The organism is Pseudomonas sp. IT-P395 (assembly GCF_949767675.1).
Classification (GTDB): domain Bacteria; phylum Pseudomonadota; class Gammaproteobacteria; order Pseudomonadales; family Pseudomonadaceae; genus Aquipseudomonas.
Genome location: NZ_CATKPW010000022.1, coordinates 198,493 through 221,936 on the forward strand (window position 1 = coordinate 198,493; position 23,444 = coordinate 221,936).

The window sequence follows — 23,444 nt, forward strand, 5'->3', positions numbered from 1 at the left end:
AACGTAATATGTGCGTTTCGAGGCTTTTCGGTCAAGGCTTCAGGCAAGCGACAGGTTGGGCGTCTTTGAATACGCGTAATTGTGTACGAATATTTCACGCTTTTCGTTATATCGTAACGATATGAACCGCGAGCCAATGATATTGGGGTGATATGCAAGTTGATCTGGAGGTGGATGGCACGCAAGTGACCGGACTGCCGCGTTTTCAGCAGGCGGCCACGCAGGGCAGGCGACTGCGGCGTTGGGCGTTTGCCCTCGGTGGATTGGCCGGGGCGGGCTGGGTGTTGGCGTTTTTCGTCGGGCTGTTTGCACCGCAGTCATTGTGGCTGCCGCTGCTGGTCAATCAGAGCGCGGCGCTGCTGGTGTTGGTCGCCGGGCTGCAATCTGCGTGGTGGGTGACGCAATGGCGCGCGCGGGTGATCAATCCTGTTGTGCTGACGCCTATTGCCGAAGATGAACGCTCTGCGCCGCAAGGGTGGTACGAGCGCCTGCTGGATCACCTCAGCCAGCGGGGTTTGCATGCACTTGGCCTGATCGGTGCTGCGACGCTGTGGTTGGCTGGCTGGGCGTTGCTGGTGGCGCTGAGTATCGAACAGGTGTGGAACCTGGCGCTGCCCGCCGCAGCCGTTGGATTGTCCGCCACTGTGGGCGCAGCGCTGTCATTACTGCTGGCGTTCGGCTTGTTGGTGCTTGAGCGACAACTGGCTCAGGAGAATCCTGCGCAATGGCCGGAAGCAGGTTCATTGGCGCAACTGACGCGCGTGGCGATCATCACTCTGGTGCTCGGCGCGCTGTGTTTGTTGTTCGCTGGCGAGAATGCCGTGTGGCCAGTTCGCGTGTCTGTACTGATAGGTATCTTGCCAGGATTGGTCGCGATCGAGTGGCTATTGCGCGCCGTTCTTTCAGTTTTTAGCCCTCGTCGCGAACAGCTTGAGCCAAGGTTGCTGGCGCGCAGTTTTGTTACCGACATGCTGCGTTGGCCACCCCAGCCTTTTCTCGCGTTGCAGCACGAATTGCACAACCGTTTTGGCATCGATCTGCGCCAGATCTGGGCGTTCAGTTTCATGCGCCGAGCGTTTCTGCCAGTGCTGGCGCTCGTCGCAGCGGTGGGTTGGCTGCTCACCGGCATTCATGAAATCCCGCTGCAGGGCCGTGGCATCTATGAGCGCTTCGGCAAACCGGTGCAGGTGTTCGGCCCAGGATTGCACACGGGTTTGCCGTGGCCGCTGGGGCGCGTGCTGATCGTCGAGAACGGTGTGGTGCACGAATTGGCCACCAGCGTCGGCGAGAATCCGGCGCCGCTGCAAGCCGATCCTGCCGAAGGCCCTGCGCCGATGACAGCCAACCGCTTGTGGGACGCCAGCCACGTCAATGACAAGTCGCAAGTCATCGCCAGCAGCCGTGGCGCTCAACAGAGCTTTCAGATCGTCAACATGGACGTGCGCTTCGTTTATCGCATAGGCCTGACTGATCAGGCGGCGCTGGCCGCGACCTACAACAGTGCCGATGTGCCGACGCTGATTCGCAGCACGGCCAGCCGGATTCTGGTGCATGACTTTGCCTCGCGCACACTCGACGGTTTGCTCGGTGAAGATCGGGTCGGACTGGGCGAGGAGATCGGTCGCGCGGTGCAAAGTGATCTGCAGCAACTCAACAGCGGCGTGGAGATTCTCGCCACAGTCGTCGAAGCCATTCACCCGCCGGCCGGTGCCGCCAATGCCTACCACAGCGTGCAAGCGGCGCAGATCGGCGCGCAGGCGTTGATCTCCCGCGAGCGTGGCGCTGCGGCCGAAGCGAGCAATCAGGCGCAATTGCAGGCCAGCCTCGCTCGCGATCAGGCCAGCGCCAACGCGCGCGAAACCCGTGCTACGGCGCAGGCGGCGGATCTGAAATTCAGCGCCGAACAAAAAGCCTATTCCAGTGCTGGTCAGGCTTTCGTGCTTGAGCAATATCTCGGTCAGCTCAGCCAAGGCCTGAGTAAAGCCAAATTGCTGGTAATCGACCATCGTCTGGGTGGCAGCAGCAATCCGCCGACCATCGATCTGCGTACTTTCACGCTGCCGGCTGACCCTTCGCCCGCGCGCAACACCGCTCAACCAGGAGTCGCCCATTGAGCCAGTCGCACACTCACGAACCGCATGATCACAGCGGCCACGATCATGGCCACGGCGGACATCACCATCACCACGGTGCGCCGGAAGAGGCGGGGCCTTTCCCGTGGCGACGCATGAGCTGGGCGGTGTTGCTGGTTGCGTTCGCCATCGCAGCAGCGAGCCTGGTGCAAGTGCGCTCGGGCGAAGCCACGGTGATTACCCGCTTCGGCAATCCATCGCGGGTACTGCTTGATCCGGGTTTGAGCTGGCGTTGGCCGGCGCCGTTCGAAGCGGCGATCCCGGTGGATCTGCGTTTGCGCACCACCTCCAGCGGCTTGCAGGATGTTGGTACCCGCGACGGTTTGCGCATCATCGTGCAGGCCTACGTGGCGTGGCAGGTGCAGGGTGATCCGGACAATGTGCAGCGCTTCATGCGCGCGGTACAGAACCAGCCGGATGAGGCGGCGCGGCAGATTCGCACCTTCGTGGGCTCGGCGCTGGAAACCACAGCCAGCAGTTTCGATCTGGCGAACCTGGTGAACACTGATGCCAGTCAGGTGCATATCGCTGAATTCGAAGCGCAGTTGCGTCAGCAGATCGATCAGCAATTGCTCGCCACCTATGGCGTGCGCGTTGTGCAAGTCGGCATCGAGCGTTTGACTTTGCCTTCTGTGACCCTTACCGCAACTGTCGATCGCATGCGCGCCGAGCGTGAAACAATCGCTACCGAACGTACCGCGATCGGCAAGCGTGAGGCTGCGCAAATCCGCTCTGCTGCCGAACGCGATGCGCGAATTGTGCAGGCCGACGCCACCGTGAAAGCTGCAGAAATCGAAGCACAATCTCGAGTTGAAGCCGCGCAGATTTACGGCCGTGCGTACGCCAGTTCGCCGCAGCTGTACAACTTGCTGCGCTCGCTGGACACCCTTGGCACCATCGTTACGCCAGACACCAAACTGATCTTGCGCACTGACGCGGCGCCATTTCGCGTGCTGATCGATGGCCCGCCAACACTCGACAGTAAATCCGGATCGCAGCCATGAGCGAAGAAGTTCCACGTGGAACACATTCGCTGAACAGCCCGTGGATTCAGGCTGGTCGTTTGGCATTTCTCGCCCTGTATGCGGTGACGGTGTTGGCCGCATTGGCTTGGGCGTTTTCCAATGTGCGACAGATCGATCCGCAGAATCGTGCGGTGGTTTTGCACTTTGGTGCACTGGATCGCGTGCAGAACGCGGGGCTGTTGTTGGCTTGGCCGCAGCCGTTCGAACAGGTGGTTTTGTTGCCGGCCGCGGATCGGGTGATCGAGCGTCGGGTGGAAAACCTGTTGCGCAGCGATGAGGCACTCAAGGCTGATCGAGTCGCTTCCTTCGCTACACCACTCAGCGATGCTCTGGCCGGCTCTGGTTATTTATTGACCGGTGACGCCGGCGTGGTGCAGCTGGATGTGCGGGTGTTCTACAAAGTCACCGACCCTTACGACTTTGTCTTGCAGGCCGATCATGTGTTGCCGGCGCTGGATCGATTGGTCACTCGCAGTGCCGTGGCACTGACTGCCGCCAGGGATCTGGACACCATTCTGGTCGCGCGTCCGGAATTGATCGGCGCTGACAATCAGGCTGCCGAACGACGTGAGCGATTGCGCGGTGATTTGGTCCAAGGCATCAACAAACGCCTCGCCGAGTTGAAGGCGAGCGGGCAGGGTATCGGGATCGAAGTGGCGCGGGTCGATGTGCAGTCGAGTCTGCCGGATCCGGCGGTCAGTGCATTCAACGCGGTGCTGACGGCCAGTCAGCAAGCCGACAAAGCTGTGGCCAACGCACGTACCGATGCCGAAAAGCTCACCCAGACCTCCAACGAACAAGCCGATCGGGCGCTACAAGTCGCTCACGCGCAGGCCGGTGAACGCTTGGCCAAAGCCACGGCTGACACTGCCACGGTGTCGAGTCTGGCCAGCAGTACCGACCCGCAAATGCTTCTGCGCCTGTACCGCGAGCGCATGCCGAAGATTCTCGGTCAGGCCGGATCGGTCACCACGGTCGACCCGAAAGACGATTCCCGTCTGATCATTCAGGGAGCCAGTAAATGACTGCGACGACCGCTGCACCGAGCCTGTTGTCCTCGGCCGAACAACGCCGCGCCGCACGCCAACTGACATTGGCGATGCTGGCGCTCGGTCTTCTGGGGCTGGGTTTGATCTGGCGTTGGCTGGTGCCGGAGCAAACCGGCGTCAGTCAGTTGCTGCTTGGTTTTGCTTCTTTATTAGTCGCCGTCCCGGTGATGCGTTCGGCGTGGTACAGCCTGCGCTATCCAAGCTTGCACGGCATCACCGATCAACTGATTGCCCTGGCCATGCTCGGTGCATGGGCCACCGGCGATCTGCTGACGGCGGCGCTGCTGCCGATCATCATGATCTTCGGCCATGTGCTGGAGGAGCGCAGCGTGATCGGTTCGCAGGAAGCGATTCATGCGCTTGGCCAACTGACGCGCAGTCACGCACGCAAGCTTCTGGCGGATGGTTCGATCATCGAAGTGGACAACGGCACGCTGAAATCCGGCGACACCGTTGAGGTGCGCGCCGGTGATCGGGTGCCGGCGGACGGTCGGGTTTTGTCCGGCCAGGCCAGTCTGGATACGGCTTCGATTACCGGCGAATCAGTGCCCGTCGAGGCGGCTGTCGGCATGACGGTGTTCGGCGGCGCGATCAATCTCGATGGCCTGCTGCGCATTGAAGTGACCCGCACTGGCGACGAGTCGACCCTCGGCAAAGTCATCGCGCTGATGCAGAACGCCGAGCGCTCGAAGCCACCGATCACCCGTTTGCTCGAACGTTACGCCGGCAGCTATATGGTGCTGGTGTTGTTGCTGGCAGCGGTGACCTGGTTCGTCACCAACGATGCGCAAGCGATGCTTGCGGTGTTGGTGGCAGCGTGTCCGTGCGCGTTGGTGTTGTCCGCTCCGGCGACGGCGATTGCCGGTGTCGCGGTGGCAGCGCGTCACGGGATTTTGATTCGCAGTTCGGCGTTCCTCGAAGAACTGGCTGACCTGACATCGCTGGTCGTCGATAAAACCGGGACACTGACTTACGGCACATTACGCTTGCAGTCGATCAACAGCCCGCAAGCAGAGTCGTCTGTGGTCATGGCGCTTGCCGCCAGCCTCGGCGCGGCGAGCAGTCACCCGGTCAGTCGTGCACTCGCAGGGTTGGTCAGTCAGGATCAATGCCTACCGCTGAGTGATATTCACGAGCGTCAGGGCCTTGGTGTAGTCGCCATGACCGGGCAGGGCGAAGCGGCGCTCGGTCGGCCAGAATTGTTCGCGCAACTGGGCATCACCACGACAACGGTCCCCGATCACGATGGCCCCATCGCCGGGCTGGCATTGAACGGGGAATTCCTCGCTTGGCTGTTGCTCGCCGACACGGTTAAACCGGAGGCCCGTTTCGCCCTCGACGAATTGCGTGAATTGGGGCTCGGACGGCAATTGCTGCTGACCGGCGATCGTCAAAGCGTGGCCCAGTCGCTCGCCAAGGAGGTCGGTTTGCATGAGGTCCAAGCCCAGGCCTTGCCCGAGGACAAACTCAATCGCGTGCTCAAGGAAATCGACAATGGTTTCCGGCCGATGGTGGTCGGTGACGGCATCAATGACTCCCTCGCGCTCAAGGCAGGCGTGGTCGGTGTGGCAATGGGCGCGGGTGGCGCCGACATCGCGCTGGCCTCGGCGGATATTGTCTTGATCGGCAGCGACCTGCGCCGACTCGGCACCTGCGTGCGCCTCAGCCGCCAGTGCCGCCGGACGTTGCAGGTCAACGTGATCATCGGTCTGGGTTGGACGCTGGCCATCGTCGTGTTCGCTGCATTCGGCTGGCTGGGTGCCGCCGGGGCGATGATTGCCGCGCTGCTGCACAACCTCAGCACGCTGCTGGTCCTCGGTAATGCCGGGCGTTTGCTGCGCTTTCAGGAGCCGTTGCTCAAGCTCCAGAAAGACCTTTGAAATTATTTTTCGATCCTCTGTAACGCCGTCGGGGGCGCTCTCTCTAGTGCTATGTCGGGACTGAACAACCTTCCAGCCGACACCCCTGACGATTACCGAGGATAAGAAAAATGACCATCAAGACCGCTGCTGCTGGTGCCGCTCTCGCTTTGGCCGCCGCCACAATGTTCGCCGGTGTTGCCTCCAACGCGATGGCCGCCGATGCCAACGTTCACTGCTACGGCGTGAACGGCTGCAAAGGCCAGAACGACTGCAAAACCAAAGACCACGCCTGCAAAGGCATGGGTGCCTGTAAAGGCCAGGGCTTTAAGGCAATGACTCAGGCGGCGTGTGAAAAAGCCGGTGGCAAGGTCGGCGAATAACTGACCGGCAAGTGTTGCCGCAGTGGTTGGCGCCACTGCGGCCACTTTTTATCAGGAGTTCGCCCCATGTCTGTTTCTCTTCCCTTCCTGGGCTACGGCTTGGGTTTACGTAGCACTTACTACCAGCAGATCCTTGAGCAGTCGCCGGATGTCGACTGGTTTGAAGTGGTTTCGGAAAATTTCATGGTGCAGGGCGGTAAGGCCCTGTATTACCTCGACGCTATCGCCGAGCGCTATCCGCTGGTGATGCACGGCGTATCCCTGTCCATCGGCGGGCCGCATGCCCTCGACCCTGACTATCTCAACCAACTCAAGCAATTGGCCGAACGGGTCAAGCCGGCATGGATCTCCGATCATTTGTGCTGGAGCCGTGGCAATGCCCATCAGTTACATGATCTGCTGCCGCTGCCTTACACCGAAGAAAGCCTGAATTACATTACCGCTCGGGTAATCCAGGTTCAGGACGTTTTGCAGCGTCCGTTGGTGCTGGAGAATGTCTCCAGTTATGTCCGTGTTGCCTCGGATGATTTCACCGAGTGGGAGTTTCTCGCAGCGCTGAGCCGCGAAAGCGGCTGCGAATTGCTGCTGGACGTGAACAATGTTTACGTCAGTTCACGTAATCATGGCTTCGATCCGTGGGCCTTCATCAGCAACCTGCCCATCGACAAAGTCCGCCAACTGCATCTGGCGGGGCACAGTGACTACGGCGATTACGTGATCGACACTCACGACCATCCGGTGAGCGATCCGGTCTGGGCACTCTATCAACGCACACTGGAACACTTCGGCCCTGTGGCCACGTTGCTGGAGCGTGACGATCATTTTCCGCCTTTCGATGAATTGCTCGATGAACTGCAAAAGGCCCGTGAGCTGGGGAACAAGGTTCTGGCCGGGAGGCAGCAATGCGCCTGAAGGAGTGGCAACTGGCGTTCGAGACGTTCCTTCTCGATGAAGACCGCAGTGCAAATCTGTCCTTGGGCAAGAGCCTGATCGGTGGCCCGACACTGGATGTCGGCACGGGGCTGGCGATCTATCACAACGCTTACAAAGCGCGGTTGCTGGAAGTCTTGCGCAATGACTTTCCGACGATCCTGCACTGGCTGGGTGATGAAGAGTTCGATGACCTCGCCATGGCGTACATCCGTCGGTATCCATCAGCGCATTACAGCCTGCGCTGGTTGGGCAAAGGCTTTGAAGGTTTTGTCCGCGAGCATCTGGTGCCGGAGCAGAGTGCGCCGCTGGCCGAGCTGATCGCGCTCGAATGGGCTTTCACACTGGCCTTTGATGCACCCGCCGATGAGCCGCTGACGATTGACGCTGTGGCGGCCCTGGCCCCGGAGGAGTGGCCCGAATTGCGCGTCAAAGCGGTGCCATCCTTGCAGTGGCTGGGGTGCCGCTTCAACAGCCTTGCACTGTGGCGCTCGGTGAAGGAAAAAGCAGACTTCCCTGAAAGCATGGCGTTGGATATTCCACAGGCCTGTCTGATTTGGCGCAACCAGCTGATCTGCAGTTACCGCAGCCTCGATTCGGCGCAGGCGACGGCCCTCGATGGTTTGCTCAACCAAGGATGGAGTTTCGCCGAACTGTGCGCCGAGTTAGCAGTCACTTATGGTGAGGGCGCGCCACTTCAAGCCGTGACCTGGTTGAAACAGTGGATTCAGGAAGGTTTGCTGGTGCGTCTGCAGCGATAGATCAGGCTAATCAAATCGATAGCCTGCTATTTTTCCGGGATGGTCTACCCTCAGATCTGACGTCTGAAACAAGGGGGATTTTCCATGCTCGCGCAACTTCCACCGGCCTTACAGAATCTGCAGCTTCCGCTTCGCCTGCGACTCTGGGATGGCCATGAGTTCAATCTGGGGCCGGCGCCCAGCGTCACCATCGTGGTCAAGGACCCGCAGATGGTCACCCAGTTCACCCATCCAAGCCTGGATGCGCTCGGAGCGGCATTCGTTGAAGGCAAACTTGAGCTGGAGGGCTCGATCAGCGAGGTCATCCGGGTCTGCGACGAATTGAGCAACGCTTTGCTCGGCGAAGATGATGACAGTCAGCCGGTGCGTTCGGTGCACGACAAGGAAACTGACGCCAAAGCCATTTCCTATCACTACGACCTGTCCAATGCGTTCTACCAGCTCTGGCTGGATAGCGACATGGCGTATTCCTGCGCTTATTTCGAAACGGGCAGCGAAACTCTGGAACAGGCGCAACAAGCCAAATTTCGACACTTATGCCGCAAGCTGCGCTTGCAGCCAGGCGAGTACCTGCTGGATGTCGGCTGCGGTTGGGGTGGTCTGGCACGCTTTGCCGCGCGCGAATTCGGTGCGAAAGTCTTCGGTATTACCCTGAGCAAGGAACAGCTGGAACTGGCACGCGAACGGGTCAAGGCCGAAGGCCTGGAAGACCAGATCGAACTGCAGTTGCTCGACTACCGCGATCTGCCTCAGGACGGGCGTTTCGACAAGGTAGTCAGCGTCGGGATGTTCGAGCACGTTGGCCACGCCAATCTCGCCGAGTACTGCAAAACCCTGTTCGGCGCGGTGAAGGAGGGCGGTCTGGTAATGAACCATGGCATCACCGCCAAACACACCGATGGTCGTCCGGTGGGACGCGGTGCCGGGGAATTCATCGAGAAATACGTATTCCCCAACGGTGAGTTGCCGCACCTGGCGATGATCTCGGCCGAGATCAGCGAAGCGGGGCTGGAGATTGTCGACGTCGAAAGCCTGCGCCTGCATTACGCGCGCACGCTGGATCACTGGAGCGAGCGGCTGGAGGATAACCTTGAAACGGCAGGCAAACTGGTGCCGGATCAGGCGTTGCGCATCTGGCGTCTGTACCTGGCCGGCTGCGCTTATGCGTTTGCGCGCGGCTGGATCAATCTGCACCAGATCCTTGCGGTGAAAGCGCATCCGGATGGCAGTCATGAACTGCCATGGACGCGCGACGATATCTATAACCCTTAACACTGAATATTCCCCTCTCCCTTTGGGAGAGGGTCAGGGTGAGGGTTTTTAGAGAATCGGTGAAATCAGCCGGGCGATCCGCATGCCGACTTGTTGCAGTCGGTGGATTTCCCGGCTTTCTTCTTTGGCAATTTCGTAGGCTTGCTCGAAATCGGCGATAAGCATGTTTTCCACGCTGGCGGCGAAGTCGCTGTCGACGGTCAGCAGCATCACTTCGAAATTCAATCGGAACGAACGGTTGTCCAGATTGGCGCTGCCGATGGCGCTGATCTCACTGTCGATCAACACCACTTTCTGATGCAGGAAACCGGGCTCATAGCGGAACACTCGCACGCCGGCACGCACAGCTTCAAACGCGTAGAGACTGGAAGCGGCGTAAACGATGCGATGATCGGGACGCGATGGCAGCAGTAGTCGCACATCGACACCCCGTAAGACCGCCAACCTTAATGCGGCAAATACAGCCTCGTCGGGAATGAAGTAAGGGCTGGTGATCCACACGCGTTCGGTGGCCGCATGGATGGCTTCGACAAAGAACAGCGAGCAGGTTTCGTAAGCATCGGCCGGGCCGCTGGCGAGCAGTTGGCAGAGCACGCCGTCGTCCGGATATTCGTCCGGCAGTATCAGCGGAGGCAATGTTCGCGCGGCCCAGAACCAGTCCTCGGCAAAGGATTCCTGCATGCACGCGACCACCGGGCCGCGTACTTTTACATGGGTATCGCGCCACGGCGCCAGCGGTGGTTTTTCGCCCATGTATTCATCGCCGACGTTATGCCCGCCAACAAATCCCACCACGCCGTCGACCACGACGATCTTGCGATGGTTACGAAAGTTGACCTGAAAGCGATTGAGCCAGCCGCTGCGCGTGGCGAAGGCTTTGACCTCAACGCCGCCATCACGTAACGCCTGCACATAACTGTGGGGCAGGGCATGGCTACCAATACGGTCGTAGAGCAGATGAATCGCCACGCCTTCGGCGGCTTTCTTCAGCAGCAGATCACGCAGGCGCTGACCGAGGCGATCATCGTGGATGATGAAAAACTGGATCAGCACCGCTTCCTTCGCCTGATCAATAGCCTGGAAGATCGCCTCAAAGGTGGCTGCACCGTTGATCAACAATTGCACTTCGTTGTTCGCCAGACACGGCATGCGCCCCAATTTTGGCATTGCGCGTAACGAGGCGTAGGCATTCGAGGCGCGCGCGGTCAGCGCTTCTTCCACCCACGGGCGCCAGTTCAGTTCGGAGATGGCCTGACGCATCTGTTCGTTGGCCTGACGTCGCGCGTTGATGTAGCCATCAAAGGTACTGCGGCCAAACACCAGGTACGGAATAAGCGTGAGATAGGGAATGAAGATCAGCGACAATGCCCAGGCGATCGAGCCTTGAGCCGTGCGCACGGTGAGCACCGCGTGAACGGCGGCGATCAAGCCGAGAGTGTGTATCAGGGCGATCAGATAACCGAAAATGTGCGGTCCAAAATAATCCATGGGGCAGCCTTGCTCCGGAAGATTCAATGCTTAACAGACCATGTTCTGTGGCGAATGTCGCTATTTAATTGGTGCATGAACCGAAGCAATCGGCTGACGTCTAACGGCCACTACTGATCAGGAGTTTTTCGATGAACGTTCGTCTGCTGGGTTTGGCGCTGGGCCTGGGTTTGGCATTGCCGGTGGTTGCGCAGGCGCAGATGCTGCAGCCGGGGCTGTGGGAAATGACATCGAGCAACGTCAAGGTCGATGACCAGCCGATGGATGTGCAATCGATCCTCGGCCAACTGCAAGGGCAGATGACCCCGCAGCAGCGTGCGGCACTGGAAAAAAACGGCATCAATATCGGCGGCAAGGGTATTCGCGCCTGTCTGACGCCGGAGCAAGTGGCGACCAACGATATTCCGTTGGCTGACCCGCAATCGGGCTGCAAACAACAGATCACCGAGCGCACTGGCAATCAGTGGAAATTCCGTTTCAGCTGCCCGAAAGCGCAAGGCACCGGGGTGGCGACGTTCCTCAGTGATCGTGAGTTCAACACCGTGGCCAACGGCACGTTCAATGCGATCGGGATCAACCAGAAGGGCAGTCTGGAAACTCGCGCGGTTTGGTTGGGTCAGGATTGCGGCGCTGTTAAACCCCGCGCCTAAATGTATCTCCTGCAGGAGCTGCGGCACGCTGCGATCTTTTGATCTTGATTGTAAAAAACAAGATCAAAAGATCGCAGCCTCGTTTCACTCGTCAGCTCCTACTGAGTTTTTTCAATCAGCGCATAAATCGTAGCGCCGACCCGCGACATCCCTCATTCACCCGACCCTCCCGCCAGGCAATCTGCCCCGAGACAATCGTCGTACTCACCCGATGCCGAAAGCTGCGTCCGGCAAACGGCGTCCATCCACACTGCGACAGAATGGGTTGCCGATTCACCTCCAAGGTGTGCGGCTCAACCAATATCAGATCCGCCCAGTAGCCTTCACGTAAATACCCACGATCGGGAATCGCAAACAGATCCGCGACTCTGTGGCTGGTCTTTGCTACCAACGTGGTGATTGGCAGTACATCGTCCGCAACCAACTCCATCAGTGCCGGCAACGCGTGCTGTACCAGCGGTAATCCAGAAGGTGCCTGCGCATAAGCTCGCTGCTTTTCTTCCCAGGTATGCGGTGCATGGTCACTGCCAATCACGTCCAGCAGATTGCTGCTCAGGGCCGCGCGCAACGCATCGCGATCCGCTTGGGTCTTGATCGCCGGATTGCATTTGATCAGGTTGCCGAGGGCAGCATAGTCGCGATCATCAAATAGCAAATGATGCAGACAGACTTCAGCGCTGATGCGTTTTTGCGCCAGCGCTTTGTCCTCGAACAACGTCAGTTCACGCGCCGTTGTCAGGTGCAAGACATGGAGCCGCGTGCCGTGACGTTTGGCTAACTCGACCGCCAGTGAAGAGGAGCGATAACACGCCTCGGCATTGCGGATGAGCGGGTGAGCAGCGGGCGGGATTCGTTCGCCGAACAGCTCACGCAGATTGGCCGCATTCGCGTCGATGCTCGGCGTGTGTTCACAGTGCGCCAACAGAATGGTCGGCACCTCGGCGAACAGTCGCTCAAGGATTTGCGGATCATCCACCAGCATGTTGCCGGTCGAGGCGCCCATGAACACTTTCACGCCGGCCACTTCACACGGATTGAGCGCGGCAACCGTATCTAGATTGTCCCGGCTCACGCCAAAGTGAAAGCCGTAGTTAGCCACCGAGTTGATCGCCGCCCGGCGCTTTTTATCCGCCAAGGCTTCGAGGGTGAGGGTGGCCGGATTTGTGTTGGGCATGTCCATGAAGCTGGTGATGCCACCGGCCACCGCTGCGCGTGACTCGGTGTGGATGCTGCCCTTGGCCGGCGCGCCCGGTTCACGGAAATGCACTTGGTCATCGATCATCCCCGGCAGCAACCATTGGCCGTTCGCGTCGATTTCTAGCGTGGCGTTTTCGCCTTCAATGCTTCGCGCAATCTTGACGATGCGTCCGTTGCTGACCAACAGATCGCCGTCGAACTCGCGCCCTTCATTGACCAGTCTTGCGTTGCGAATCAGCACGCTGCTCATGATTCAGAACTCGTTCTGCAAGGCTTTGTAGCCGCGCACCAGATCGACATTGGTACGTGCCACGTCTTCGGAAAACTCCGAAGCGCTGACGCTCACCGGTGGGAACAATGAGAGGTCGGTGTTCGGTCCGATGCGGGTGGTGGAGGGCACGTAGAATGCGGCCGGCAAATCCCGACCATCGACCACCGAGTTGTGCCGCACGACACAACCATTGCCGACAACGCAGTTGAACAGCACGCTGTTGAAACCGATGAACACGCGGTCGCCGACGACGCAGGGGCCATGCACGATCGAGCGGTGGGCGATGGAGCTGAATTCGCCAATAGTCACTGCAGCACCGGATTTGGAGTGGATGACCACGCCGTCCTGGATGTTCGAATTGGCGCCGATGGTGATCGGTTCCATCTCGCCCGAGGCGTCCACTTCGTCGGCGCGGATCACTGCGTAGGGGCCGACGAACACGTTCTCGCCGATCACCACTTTGCCGCAAATGATTGCGGTCTTGTCGACGTAGGCTGACTCGGCAATTTGCGGTAAATCACCTGATGGGTTCTTGCGGATCATGGTTGGCTCAGCGCGTTGTAAAGGGCGTTGAGGTTGTATTCGAACAGACCGGTGAAGGTGCTGGCGGGGCCATTGGCGGCGAGGGCGTCGGAGTACAAAGTGCCGCCAATGTGCGCGCCACTTTCGTCAGCAATCTGTTTGAGCAGGCGCGCGTCTTTGATGTTTTCCATGAACACTGCTTTGACGTGAGCTTGGCGAATCTGCGTAATCAGTGCAGCGACTTCGGCAGCCGAGGGTTCGCGTTCAGTGGACAAGCCTTGCGGCGCCATGAAGTCGATGCCGTACGCTTGGCCGAGATAACCGAAAGCATCGTGGCTGGTGACGATTTTGCGGTTGCCCGGAGGTAGTGCACCGAGTTTGGCTTTGGCCTCGGCGAGCAGGGCGTAGATCTGCTTCAGGTAGGTTTTGCTGTTGCGTTCGTAGTCCGCTTTATTCGCGGGATCCGCAGCGATCAGTGCCTTGGTGATATTGGCGACATACAACTCGGCGTTCGCCAGATTGTGCCAGGCGTGCGGGTCGGGAACGGTTTCGCCGTCCTCATCCAGTGATCGCGGAATCACGCCATGACTGGCACTGACCACTGTGGCTTTGGTCTCGGTGCTGGTCACCAGTCGGTCCAGCCAAGGCTCGAAACCGAGACCGTTCTTGATGATCAGTCTGGCGCTGAGCAATGCCTTGGCATCGTCCGGTGTCGGCTCGTAGGTGTGTGCGTCAGCATCGGGGCCGACCATGTTGGTGATCTGCACATGCTCGCCGCCGACCTGATGGACCATGTCGGCGAGGATGCTGAAGCTGGTGACCACCGGTAATTTTTCCGCCGCCGACAATGACATCGACAGCATCAGGCTGAGCAACACGAGTAGAGCGCGCATCGGGAAGCACCTCATTGGGATGTGAGCAAAGGCGGGCGGCGCAACAGACCGTGAACCGGCCCGAACACCACGGACAGCAGATAGCCGAGGCCGGCGACCAGCACGATGGCCGGGCCGCTGGGTAGCGAGTAGTAGAACGACAACAGCAAGCCGAACCACACTGAGAGACATCCAATGACGGCTGCGATGGCAATCAGGATCGGCAGACGACGGCTCCAGAATCGTGAGGCGGCGGCGGGGAGCATCATCAGCCCGACGACCATCAGGGCGCCGATGGCCTGAAAGCCGATCACCAGATTGAGTACGACCAGCGTCAGAAAGACGCCGTGGGCGAGTGGGCCGAGGCGGCTCACGGTTCTCAAGAACAACGGGTCGAGGGTGTCGAGCAACAGTGGTTTGTAGATCAGCGCCATGGCGATCAGGCTGAATCCCGAGACCCACAACATGCCGGTGAGGGTCGGGCCGTCGACGGCCAATGCCGAGCCAAACAACAAGTGAAGCAGGTCGAGGCGTTTGCCGGCGATGCCGAGAATCAGCACGCCGCTGGCAAGGGAAATGGGATAAATCGCGGCGAGGCTGGCGTCTTCACGCAGACCTGTGCGACGGGTGATCCAGGCGGCGAGGCCGGCCATACTCAGTCCGGCCCCGAGACCGCCGAGCGTCAATGCCGGCAGGCTGAGTCCGGCGAACCAGAAACCCAATGCAGCGCCGGGAAGGATGCCATGGGCCACTGCATCACCGATCAGGCTCATCCGTCGCAGGATCAAGAACACGCCGAGCGGTGCGGTACTGCAAGCGAGTACCAGGCCGCCGAGCAGGGCCCGGCGCATGAACACGAACTCGTTGAACGGCTGCCAGAAGTGGGCGACGGCGAGCATCAGGCCACCTGCGTGCGAGGTGTTTGCTGGATCAGCTCGACGCTCGCGCCGAACACGCACTGGCGGTTTTTGATCAGCAAGGTTTGCGGTATGTGTTGGCGCACGGCGACGAGGTCGTGGCACACGACGACCAGTGTTCGACCTTCGCCATGCCAGGTATGGATGTGCTGCCAGAGCAATTGTTGGCCGAGTTCATCGAGTGCGGCGTGGGGTTCATCGAGCAGCAGCACCGCAGCGTCAGTCAGACTCAGACGAGCGAGCAGGGCGCGTTGCAGTTCACCGCCGGACAGGGCCATGAGTGGACGCTGTTCGAGTCCGCTGAGGTGCCAGTTTGCCAGTGCATCTTTCAGGCGCTGGTTTCGTAGTTGTGTCGATAGTCTTCGCCCCCAGAAACCAGCGGCGACCAGTTCTTCGAGGCTGATGGGGAATTGGCGATCCAGATGCTGTTGCTGGGGCAGGAAGGACAATCCGCTTTGACGTGGAACACTCAGGCCGACATTGCCTGCCAATGGTTTTTGCAGCCCGGCGATCACCTTCAGCAGGCTGCTTTTGCCACAGCCGTTGGCGCCGATGATCGCCGTCAGGCTGCCGCTGTCGAGCTCGAGGCTCAGGGGCGCAGTCAGTGGTTGGCCGGGTGCCCCCCAACTCAGGGATTGGCAGCGGATCATGCTTGTTCACGCTGCCAGTGGCTTTCGGCGACGGCATCGTGGGCGTGCAGACTTTCGGCGTGGATCACTCGCAAATGAAATGCACTGACGCCCGGAGTCCGACGCAGGGCCAGATTCAGACGGCGTGCCGCGTCTTCGCAGAACATCAGGTTCTGCCCGTTGGCGAGGGCGAAGGCTTGTTCGTCAGCGCGTTTTACGGCGGTTTGTACGGCGGTGCCAAGGGCCGCCTCGGCGTCATTGATGATCACGCTCAACGGCAGCTCATCGATGAATTCGTCGAGATGTAGATGCAGTTGCGCGGTGCTGCGTTGGCTGTGAGGCGTGGCGACGATGCCGTGGGTCGAGCCTAGCCAGGCCAGAACGTCGGCGTGCTGAAGGCCTTTGTTGGCGAAGTCGTCGATAAATTGTTGCTGGATCAACTGCCGCGCCAAAGCCGCTGAGCAAGGGCAAGTCGAAGAGTAGGGCAATTCAATTTTGAGTTCCACGTGGAACATGTTGTCTTTCAGGCTTGCCGAAATACTCGCTGGATAGGATTTCCAGCCAGCCAATGGACTGATCAACGCAGGCCTTTTCATCAGCAGATCGGTGTGAATATTCAAGTAAGCACGGCTGGATAAACCTTCGTGGCTCTTCAGAAAACGCTTGAGCACCTGCTGCAGAAGAGCGGGTGTCAGGCGCTCCTGTTCGAGCGCTTCCAGAGCCAAATACAGTCGCGACATATGAATGCCGCGTGCCTCGCCATCATCAAGACTCACTCCAGCGTCAGCCTTGGCATTCAGGTGTTGGCCTTCCAATAAGATAGGTAATGCGATGCCCTGCATGCCCACCCATTCAAGTGGCAATGCTTGGCGAGTAACTTGCGCGGCGATATCCGGGAGTGAAAGCGAATTCATGTTCGGGACCATCATGGTGATTCAATTCGATGTTACATTATAACAATACTCATCACGATGTCTTTTTCATGAACAGGTTTTCATATGCACAGACGTCAGGTGCTTAATCTGATTTTGGCCAGCGCCGCTTTTGCTTATCCGTTCAGTGTGTCTGCTACACAAATTCGCCAGGCACGACTTTGGCGATCTGAGGACAAAGTGCGGTTGGTGTTCGATTTGAGCGGGCCAGTGCGCTACAAGACCTTCACACTCAATGCGCCTGAACGGCTGATCATTGATGTGAGTGGGGCTAGCTTGAGCGGCGATTTCAGTCGGTTGGCGCTGGATGGCTCGGTTATACGGTCGATTCGATCCGGGCCTTTTGGTCTGGGTGATACGCGGATTGTTCTCGATCTAAGCAATCCCGTGCTGCTGAACAGTTTCCTTTTGGCGCCGCAGGATGGGCAAAGTCATCGCTTGGTATTGGATTTGGTCAGCACAAAACCGATGCCAACAAGCCCAAAGGTTCCACGTGAAACACCGCAGATTGGCGCTCATCCGAAGCGCGACATCATCGTAGTCGTCGATCCTGGACACGGCGGCAAGGATCCCGGCGCGGTCGGCGCCAAGGGCGAACGGGAAAAAGATGTAGTGCTTTCCATTGCGCAGTTACTCGCTAAACGCCTGAAAAAAGAGAAAGGCTTTGACGTAAAACTGGTACGCAATGACGACTTTTTTGTTCCGTTGCGCAAGCGTGTGGAGATTGCCAGGCAGCACAAGGCTGACATTTTTATCTCGGTACATGCTGATGCGGCGCCGCGTCTTACTGCCTCTGGCGCATCTGTTTATTGCCTTTCTGAGGGTGGCGCAACGTCGGCGACTGCTCGCTTCATGGCGCAGCGAGAGAACGGCGCAGACCTGCTCGGTGCGACAAGCCTGCTCAATTTGAAAGATAAGGATCCGATGCTCGCCGGGGTAATTCTCGACATGTCGATGAACGCGACGATTGCCGCGAGTTTGCAGCTCGGCAGCACGGTGCTGGGCAGTCTGGCCGACATTACCACGCTGCACCAGAAACGCGTGGAACAAGCCGGATTCGCAGTGCTGAAATCGCCGGATGTGCCTTCAATTCTGGTGGAAACCGGCTTTATTTCCAATGCGCGGGACAGCCAGCGATTGGTCACCGCTCGGCATCAGCAAGCCGTGGCAGACGGTTTGTTTAAAGGATTGCAGCGTTACTTTGAAAAGAATCCCCCCGTCGACAGTTACCTGGCTTGGCAGCAGGCGCAGCAAGAGGCTCAGGTTTAACAGCCGGTAATCCGGCTGCAAGTGAACTTCGCGCTGCTACCGCCCGAGCTGGAGAACCGATTGATCGTCGTCCAGCCGACACGTCGGGTGTAGCCCACCCAGGCTTCGCCGTCAGAGGCGATGCCGGTGAAGAACGTCAGTTGGCCGAAACGGCTATTGGTTTGCGCCCAATAACGCTGGCCAGCCTTTTCAAACCCACGCAGATAAAGCGTGTTGCCGACGGTGTTGACGCTATAGGCGTTACCGTCGGCATCGACGCATGCCAACAGATTTGCGCTGCGTGTGCAGGTCGCAAGCGCCGGCACCTGCGCCGATGCATTGCCGATCATCAACAATCCAAGGCTCAACAACGAGCATTTCAGCGCAGTTTTCATTACGAATCCCGGAGTGGTGTCGGCTCAGCTTCCTGCGGTTTATTGCTCAGGACAAGAGGAGAGCTGGTTTATTCATGTTGTTATACTATAACATAAAAAACAACCAAGCCTGAGCGGGCCGATTTCAAGCGTTTGCTTTTAGCGAAATCCTTCGCATGAAGCACAGACACGCCAAGCGCAAGCAAAGCGCTAATCGGTTGCCATTTTAAGAGGATTATCCAATGTCAGCCGAATTGCCCGTTACCGTACTTTCAGGATTTCTTGGTGCCGGAAAAAGTACACTTTTGAATTACGTACTACGTAATCGCAAGGGGTTGCGTGTAGCCGTCATCGTCAATGATATGAGCGAGATCAATATCGATGGCAGCGAAGTTCAGCGCGATGTCAGCCTTAACCGCGCTGAAGAGAAAATTGTCGAAATGAGTAACGGCTGTATCTGCTGTACGTTACGCGAAGACCTGCTAGACGAAGTCAGCAAACTCGCCCGTGAGGGCCGCTTCGATTATTTATTGATCGAATCCACTGGAATCTCCGAACCACTGCCCGTGGCCGAAACCTTTACCTTCCGCGATGAACACGGCCAGAGTCTCTCCGACATCGCGCGTCTCGACACCATGGTCACTGTAGTCGACGGCTTGAATTTCCTGCCGGACTACCACGCGGCAGAGAGTCTCGCCTCCCGTGGCGAAATTCTCGGCGAAGAAGACGAACGCTCGATCACCGACCTGTTGATTGAGCAAATCGAATTCGCCGACGTGCTGTTGATCAGCAAGATCGACCTGATCAGCCAAAGCCAGCGCGAGGAACTGATGGCTATCCTCAAGCGCCTCAACGCTCAGGCCGAAATCATCCCGATGGTGATGGGCGTGGTGCCGCTGGAAAAGATCCTCAATACCAATCGTTTTGACTTCGAGAGAGCCGCGCAAGCGCCGGGTTGGCTGCAAGAGTTGCGCGGCGAGCATGTGCCGGAAACAGACGAGTACGGCATCGCTTCAACTGCCTACCGCGCACGCCGCCCGTTTCACCCGCAACGCTTCTTCAGCTTCATTGACCGTCCGTGGTTGAACGGCAAACTGCTGCGCTCCAAAGGCTTCTTCTGGCTCGCAAGCAAACCCACCGACGCCGGTAGCTGGTCGCAGGCCGGTGGATTGATGCGCCACGGTTTTGCCGGGCGCTGGTGGCGCTTCGTGCCGAAGGATCAGTGGCCACAAGATCAGGAAAGCACCGCAGCCATCATGGAAAACTGGACGCCAAGCGTTGGCGACTGTCGCCAGGAGTTGGTGTTCATTGGTCAGAACATCGATTTCCTGCAGCTTTCTGCTGAACTCGATGCCTGCCTGCTCACCGATGAAGAAATGGCCCTTGGCGTGGAGGGATGGCGATTGCTGCCAGATCCGTTCGGTCCTTGGCACGAAGAGGTCGCCTGATGCTCGCGCTTAAACTGCTGCAGAACCGTACGCGCCATCAGCATCAAGGCCCGACACCGAAGGCGTTGACGCGAATTCTCGAAGACGACACCAATCTTGCCGTCTGGCAACGCCAACTGCCGTTGCACATCAGCGATTTCGCCCAGTTACTCCTGTCGCTCAACGAACCGCTGGCGGAGTCGTTGTGCCTGGAGTTGCCGAGCGAGGACGCGGAGCCTGATCTCACCGGGCTGGCTTCAGGATTCCGCGATCTGGAAGGGTATGAGGGCTTCATCGCCGACCTGAAATGGTTAGTCAGCGCCTTCGCCTGCTTGCTCGGTGCGCGGCGAATCGGCTTGCGCCTGCGGGTGCTGGATAAAGCCATGTGCCCGCGCTTCCACGTCGATCATGTGCCGGTGCGGCTGATCACCACGTACGCCGGCGTCGGCAGCCAATGGCTCAAGGAAGGCGCGATGGATCGCCAGCAACTGGGGCAGGCCAACGCCGAACCCCAAGCGCAAATACAGCAACTCAAGAGCGGCGAAGTCGCCTTACTGAAAGGCGAGAAATGGCACGGCAATGAAGGCTTCGGTCTGATTCACCGCTCGCCGCAACCGGCCGCAGGCGAGCGTCGTCTGATACTGACCCTCGACTGGCTCGGCTGACGCCTCAAGGCTTGAGCCACGACCCCTGGCTCTGGCCTTCGCAGTACGGCTTCAAATACGCGGCATCGGTGGCGACGCCGTAATAGTGGATGTCCTGGCGATAAGGCATATTGGCGACTTGCGCGTTGCCGCACACGCCAAACGCGCCGCTCGGGCATTGATCGACGTATTGCACCTCGACTTTCTGCCCGGCCAGCGCTGGCTGGCAGAAACCGTCGTTGAACAGTTTTTCCGGAATATTGCGGTTCTGCTGACAGACTTTGACGTCGAGCCGCTCGCCCTGACTGTGCACTACGCAGGCCTGAGCCCACGCTTCGCTCGACAGCAGCGTCAACAGCAACGACCATCCCATCCAACGCATCTTTTGAATCTCCCAAGAAAGCTCCCGGCCATGTTGCAGAACATTCCGACCCATGTCATTGCTGGCCCTTTGGGCGCCGGCAAGACCAGCCTGATTCGCCAGCTCATGGCGCAGCGGCCAGCCGGCGAGCGCTGGGCGGTGCTGATCAATGAGTTCGGCCAGATCGGCCTCGATGCCGCGCTGCTGACAAGTGATGCCGATGGTATCGCACTGGGCGAAGTGGCCGGAGGCTGCTTGTGCTGTGTCAATGGCGCGCCGTTTCAGATTGGCCTCGGGCGTTTGTTGCGCAAGGCGAAGCCGGACCGGTTGTTCATCGAACCTTCCGGGCTGGGGCATCCGGCGCAGTTGCTCAAGCAATTGAATGAGGCGCCGTGGTTGGGTGTCCTGGCGGTGCAGCCGTGTGTTCTTGTTCTCGACGCTCAATCGCTTCAGGCCGGGAAAGCATTGCCGGTAGCGCAGCAGGAAGCGTTGGCCAGCGCTGGGCTGTTGCTGCTGAACAAGGCGGAAAACCTTGATGAAAATAAACGGCAGAAAATAGCCAGCCAGTTGCCGTCAGTCAGGCTGATATGGACGCAACGGGCGCAACTGCCCCTGAGCGAACTGCCGGGCCTGGCTGCGCAAGCGGTCAATGGTTTGGACAATCTGATCGTGCCCAAGGGGTTAGGGCAAATGCCGGCTGTCTGGAGCGATCCGACGCTGCCGATCTGCTTGAGTCAGGCCCAGGAGGGTGGCTGGAGTGTCGGTTGGCGTTGGCATCCGGGACAAAAGTTCGACAAGGCACGTATCGCCGATTGGCTAAACGGGCTTCATTGGAAAAGAGCGAAACTGGTTATCCACAGTGCAGATGGCTGGATTTCGGCGAACGCGCTAGAGAATGCGCAGTTGGTTTGGCTGGCCAGTGAATGGCGGAAAGATTCGCGCATCGAGCTGATCTTCAGTGATGCGCAGGATGTTGAGGTGCTGCAGAGAGGGTTGTCGGGGTGCCGGGCGGATTAAGATCAAAAGATCGCAGCCTCCGGCAGCTCCTACTTGGCCTTCAGGGCTTCCATTTGGTGTGTTCCTGGCGCCACTGGCTTAGCTCGATGACTTCCGCTCGAGGCTTGTGCACTTCAACCACCGGCGGTGTGTCGTCAAACGGCGCCGGGTAGGGCGCTAGTTCGATCTGCGCACTGTGCGCGCCAAACTGGGTGATGGTGCCGTTATGGCGGCTTTCGCCGGTCACGGTGAACTCAAAGTTATACACCCGCGCCAGTCGTCGGCGACCGTTGGCGTCCTTGATGAAACCGATCTTCTTCAGAGCGACGTTGCCGTCGAGCAACTCGACCCGCACGTTCAGGCAATGCTGTTTGACCCGCTCCAGCGCGCGTTCGCGCAAGCCGTGGTTATGCCACAGCCAGGCGCCGGCAGCGGCGAACAGTATCAGCACGAAGATGTTTTCCAGGGTCAGCATCAACATCGAACTCCAAAAGATAGCGTCAGCTTAACTGCGTCGCCGGTCTGTCGTACAGGCTGCGTTTCGTCGCATACTGCGCGGCTTGAATTTCAATCGTTTTACGGAATGACCCGAATGAAACGTACGCCTCATCTGCTCGCCATTCAGTCCCATGTGGTGTTCGGCCACGCCGGCAACAGCGCCGCGGTTTTTCCGATGCAGCGGGTCGGGGTCAATGTCTGGCCGCTCAACACCGTGCAGTTTTCCAACCACACTCAGTACGGTCAGTGGGCCGGCGAAGTGCTGGCGCCGCAACAGATTCCCGAGCTGGTCGAAGGCATCGCTGCGATTGGCGAGCTGGGTAATTGCGATGCGGTGCTGTCCGGGTACCTCGGTAGCGCGGCGCAAGGCCGGGCGATTCTCAGCGGTGTCGAACGCATCAAGTCGGTCAATCCGAAAGCGCTCTATCTATGTGATCCGGTGATGGGCCATCCGGAGAAGGGTTGCAGCGTGCCGACCGAGGTCAGCGATTTCCTGCTGGAAGAGGCGGCGGCCGTGGCGGACATCATGTGTCCGAACCAGTTGGAGCTCGACAGCTTCTCCGGGCGCAAGCCGCAGTCGCTGTTCGATTGCCTGGCGATGGCGCGGGCACTGTTGGCGCGCGGGCCGAAAGCGGTGCTGGTCAAGCATCTGGATTATCCGGGCAAACCAGCCGATGGCTTTGAAATGTTGCTGGTGACAGCCGAAGGCTGCTGGCATCTGCGCCGTCCGCTGTTGGCGTTTCCGCGTCAGCCAGTGGGCGTGGGTGATCTGACGTCGGGCTTGTTTTTGGCGCGGGTGCTGTTGGGCGATAGCCTGGTGGCGGCGTTCGAATTCACTGCGGCGGCGGTGCATGAGGTGCTGCTGGAGACTCAGGCGTGCGCCAGTTATGAGTTGCAACTGGTGCGGGCGCAGGATCGGATTGCGCATCCACGGGTGAAGTTCGAGGCGACGGCGATCAGTCTGTAATCGCGTAATCGTTCAAAAAGATCGCAGCCTGCGGCAGCTC

Annotated in this window: 24 protein-coding genes; 14 read left to right on the forward strand and 10 right to left on the reverse strand. The window is 59.1% G+C overall.

The window, feature by feature from the left end:
* Positions 1-152: 152 nt before the first annotated feature.
* From hflK (ACM6IN_RS16145) to cfaB, 8 genes are all read left to right on the forward strand, one after another.
* A complete protein-coding gene (gene hflK / locus ACM6IN_RS16145) occupies positions 153-2,114 on the forward strand; it encodes a protease modulator HflK (protein ID WP_414916356.1) in 1,962 nt (653 codons plus the stop codon).
* Entirely contained in the window at positions 2,111-3,136 is a 1,026-nt protein-coding gene (gene hflC, locus ACM6IN_RS16150; RefSeq protein WP_414916357.1) for a protease modulator HflC, read from the forward strand. The genes hflK (ACM6IN_RS16145) and hflC overlap by 4 nt, the downstream gene beginning before the upstream one ends.
* Complete coding sequence (hflK, locus tag ACM6IN_RS16155; protein WP_007912025.1) at positions 3,133-4,182, forward strand: protease modulator HflK; 1,050 nt, start codon at positions 3,133-3,135, stop codon at positions 4,180-4,182. Before hflC ends, hflK (ACM6IN_RS16155) begins: the two co-directional genes overlap by 4 nt.
* The gene (locus ACM6IN_RS16160) at positions 4,179-6,086 is read left to right on the forward strand and encodes a heavy metal translocating P-type ATPase (RefSeq protein ID WP_414916358.1); all 1,908 of its coding nucleotides are present in this window, start codon (positions 4,179-4,181) and stop codon (positions 6,084-6,086) included. The genes hflK (ACM6IN_RS16155) and ACM6IN_RS16160 overlap by 4 nt, the downstream gene beginning before the upstream one ends.
* 110 nt (positions 6,087-6,196) lie before the next feature.
* On the forward strand, positions 6,197-6,448 hold the full coding sequence (locus tag ACM6IN_RS16165; RefSeq protein ID WP_007912027.1) for a membrane protein: 252 nt from the start codon (positions 6,197-6,199) through the stop codon (positions 6,446-6,448).
* A 66-nt stretch (positions 6,449-6,514) separates the two neighbouring features.
* Positions 6,515-7,360, forward strand: a complete 846-nt coding sequence (locus ACM6IN_RS16170) for a DUF692 domain-containing protein (RefSeq protein WP_414916359.1) — start codon at positions 6,515-6,517, stop codon at positions 7,358-7,360.
* Complete coding sequence (locus ACM6IN_RS16175; RefSeq protein WP_007912030.1) at positions 7,351-8,139, forward strand: DNA-binding domain-containing protein; 789 nt, start codon at positions 7,351-7,353, stop codon at positions 8,137-8,139. Before ACM6IN_RS16170 ends, ACM6IN_RS16175 begins: the two co-directional genes overlap by 10 nt.
* Before the next feature lie 84 nt (positions 8,140-8,223).
* On the forward strand, positions 8,224-9,411 hold the full coding sequence (gene cfaB / locus ACM6IN_RS16180; protein ID WP_123376056.1) for a C17 cyclopropane fatty acid synthase CfaB: 1,188 nt from the start codon (positions 8,224-8,226) through the stop codon (positions 9,409-9,411).
* Positions 9,412-9,459: 48 nt separating this feature from the next.
* Here the strand turns inward: cfaB and cls are convergent, their stop codons facing one another.
* The gene (gene cls / locus ACM6IN_RS16185; RefSeq protein ID WP_007912032.1) at positions 9,460-10,899 is read right to left on the reverse strand and encodes a cardiolipin synthase; all 1,440 of its coding nucleotides are present in this window, start codon (positions 10,897-10,899) and stop codon (positions 9,460-9,462) included.
* A gap of 131 nt (positions 10,900-11,030) precedes the next feature.
* On the opposite strand from cls, the gene ACM6IN_RS16190 reads away from it, so the two are divergent.
* Positions 11,031-11,549: a DUF3617 domain-containing protein gene (locus tag ACM6IN_RS16190; RefSeq protein WP_123376057.1), complete on the forward strand. Its 519-nt coding sequence runs from the start codon at positions 11,031-11,033 to the stop codon at positions 11,547-11,549.
* Positions 11,550-11,664: 115 nt separating this feature from the next.
* Here the strand turns inward: ACM6IN_RS16190 and ACM6IN_RS16195 are convergent, their stop codons facing one another.
* Genes ACM6IN_RS16195 through folE2 form a run of 6 tightly spaced genes read right to left on the reverse strand, consistent with a single transcriptional unit; the run spans position 11,665 to position 16,871 of the window.
* Positions 11,665-12,996 carry a dihydroorotase gene (locus tag ACM6IN_RS16195; RefSeq protein ID WP_414916360.1) on the reverse strand — a complete coding sequence of 444 codons (1,332 nt, stop codon included), beginning with the start codon at positions 12,994-12,996 and terminating at the stop codon, positions 11,665-11,667.
* Positions 12,997-12,999: 3 nt separating this feature from the next.
* Positions 13,000-13,560, reverse strand: coding sequence for a carbonate dehydratase (locus ACM6IN_RS16200; RefSeq protein WP_414916361.1), 561 nt, complete (start codon positions 13,558-13,560; stop codon positions 13,000-13,002).
* Positions 13,557-14,432, reverse strand: a complete 876-nt coding sequence (locus ACM6IN_RS16205) for a metal ABC transporter substrate-binding protein (RefSeq protein WP_414916362.1) — start codon at positions 14,430-14,432, stop codon at positions 13,557-13,559. The genes ACM6IN_RS16200 and ACM6IN_RS16205 overlap by 4 nt, the downstream gene beginning before the upstream one ends.
* Before the next feature lie 11 nt (positions 14,433-14,443).
* The gene (locus ACM6IN_RS16210; protein ID WP_007949691.1) at positions 14,444-15,310 is read right to left on the reverse strand and encodes a metal ABC transporter permease; all 867 of its coding nucleotides are present in this window, start codon (positions 15,308-15,310) and stop codon (positions 14,444-14,446) included.
* On the reverse strand, positions 15,310-15,978 hold the full coding sequence (locus tag ACM6IN_RS16215) for a metal ABC transporter ATP-binding protein (protein ID WP_007912043.1): 669 nt from the start codon (positions 15,976-15,978) through the stop codon (positions 15,310-15,312). The genes ACM6IN_RS16210 and ACM6IN_RS16215 overlap by 1 nt, the downstream gene beginning before the upstream one ends.
* Complete coding sequence (gene folE2, locus ACM6IN_RS16220; RefSeq protein WP_414916363.1) at positions 15,975-16,871, reverse strand: GTP cyclohydrolase FolE2; 897 nt, start codon at positions 16,869-16,871, stop codon at positions 15,975-15,977. Before folE2 ends, ACM6IN_RS16215 begins: the two co-directional genes overlap by 4 nt.
* 84 nt (positions 16,872-16,955) lie before the next feature.
* Here folE2 and ACM6IN_RS16225 point away from each other — a divergent pair, with 84 nt between their 5' ends.
* The gene (locus ACM6IN_RS16225) at positions 16,956-18,158 is read left to right on the forward strand and encodes an N-acetylmuramoyl-L-alanine amidase (RefSeq protein WP_123376062.1); all 1,203 of its coding nucleotides are present in this window, start codon (positions 16,956-16,958) and stop codon (positions 18,156-18,158) included.
* Here ACM6IN_RS16225 and ACM6IN_RS16230 read toward each other — a convergent pair.
* The gene (locus tag ACM6IN_RS16230) at positions 18,155-18,532 is read right to left on the reverse strand and encodes a glutamine synthetase (protein WP_095113171.1); all 378 of its coding nucleotides are present in this window, start codon (positions 18,530-18,532) and stop codon (positions 18,155-18,157) included. The genes ACM6IN_RS16225 and ACM6IN_RS16230 overlap by 4 nt on opposite strands.
* A gap of 221 nt (positions 18,533-18,753) precedes the next feature.
* Between ACM6IN_RS16230 and zigA the strand changes: the two genes are divergently transcribed.
* Both zigA and ACM6IN_RS16240 read left to right on the forward strand, forming a co-directional pair.
* Positions 18,754-19,959 carry a zinc metallochaperone GTPase ZigA gene (gene zigA, locus ACM6IN_RS16235; RefSeq protein WP_414916364.1) on the forward strand — a complete coding sequence of 402 codons (1,206 nt, stop codon included), beginning with the start codon at positions 18,754-18,756 and terminating at the stop codon, positions 19,957-19,959.
* On the forward strand, positions 19,959-20,603 hold the full coding sequence (locus ACM6IN_RS16240) for a DUF1826 domain-containing protein (RefSeq protein ID WP_007912053.1): 645 nt from the start codon (positions 19,959-19,961) through the stop codon (positions 20,601-20,603). Before zigA ends, ACM6IN_RS16240 begins: the two co-directional genes overlap by 1 nt.
* 4 nt (positions 20,604-20,607) lie before the next feature.
* Here the strand turns inward: ACM6IN_RS16240 and ACM6IN_RS16245 are convergent, their stop codons facing one another.
* Positions 20,608-20,964 (reverse strand): hypothetical protein, encoded by a 357-nt coding sequence (locus ACM6IN_RS16245; RefSeq protein WP_007912055.1) that lies wholly within the window; start codon positions 20,962-20,964, stop codon positions 20,608-20,610.
* A 30-nt stretch (positions 20,965-20,994) separates the two neighbouring features.
* On the opposite strand from ACM6IN_RS16245, the gene ACM6IN_RS16250 reads away from it, so the two are divergent.
* Complete coding sequence (locus ACM6IN_RS16250) at positions 20,995-21,960, forward strand: CobW family GTP-binding protein (RefSeq protein WP_007912058.1); 966 nt, start codon at positions 20,995-20,997, stop codon at positions 21,958-21,960.
* A gap of 40 nt (positions 21,961-22,000) precedes the next feature.
* Here ACM6IN_RS16250 and ACM6IN_RS16255 read toward each other — a convergent pair whose 3' ends face one another.
* The gene (locus ACM6IN_RS16255; protein WP_007912059.1) at positions 22,001-22,414 is read right to left on the reverse strand and encodes a DUF3301 domain-containing protein; all 414 of its coding nucleotides are present in this window, start codon (positions 22,412-22,414) and stop codon (positions 22,001-22,003) included.
* A gap of 117 nt (positions 22,415-22,531) precedes the next feature.
* Between ACM6IN_RS16255 and pdxY the strand changes: the two genes are divergently transcribed.
* Positions 22,532-23,404: a pyridoxal kinase PdxY gene (pdxY, locus tag ACM6IN_RS16260; RefSeq protein ID WP_414916365.1), complete on the forward strand. Its 873-nt coding sequence runs from the start codon at positions 22,532-22,534 to the stop codon at positions 23,402-23,404.
* Positions 23,405-23,444: the final 40 nt, after the last annotated feature.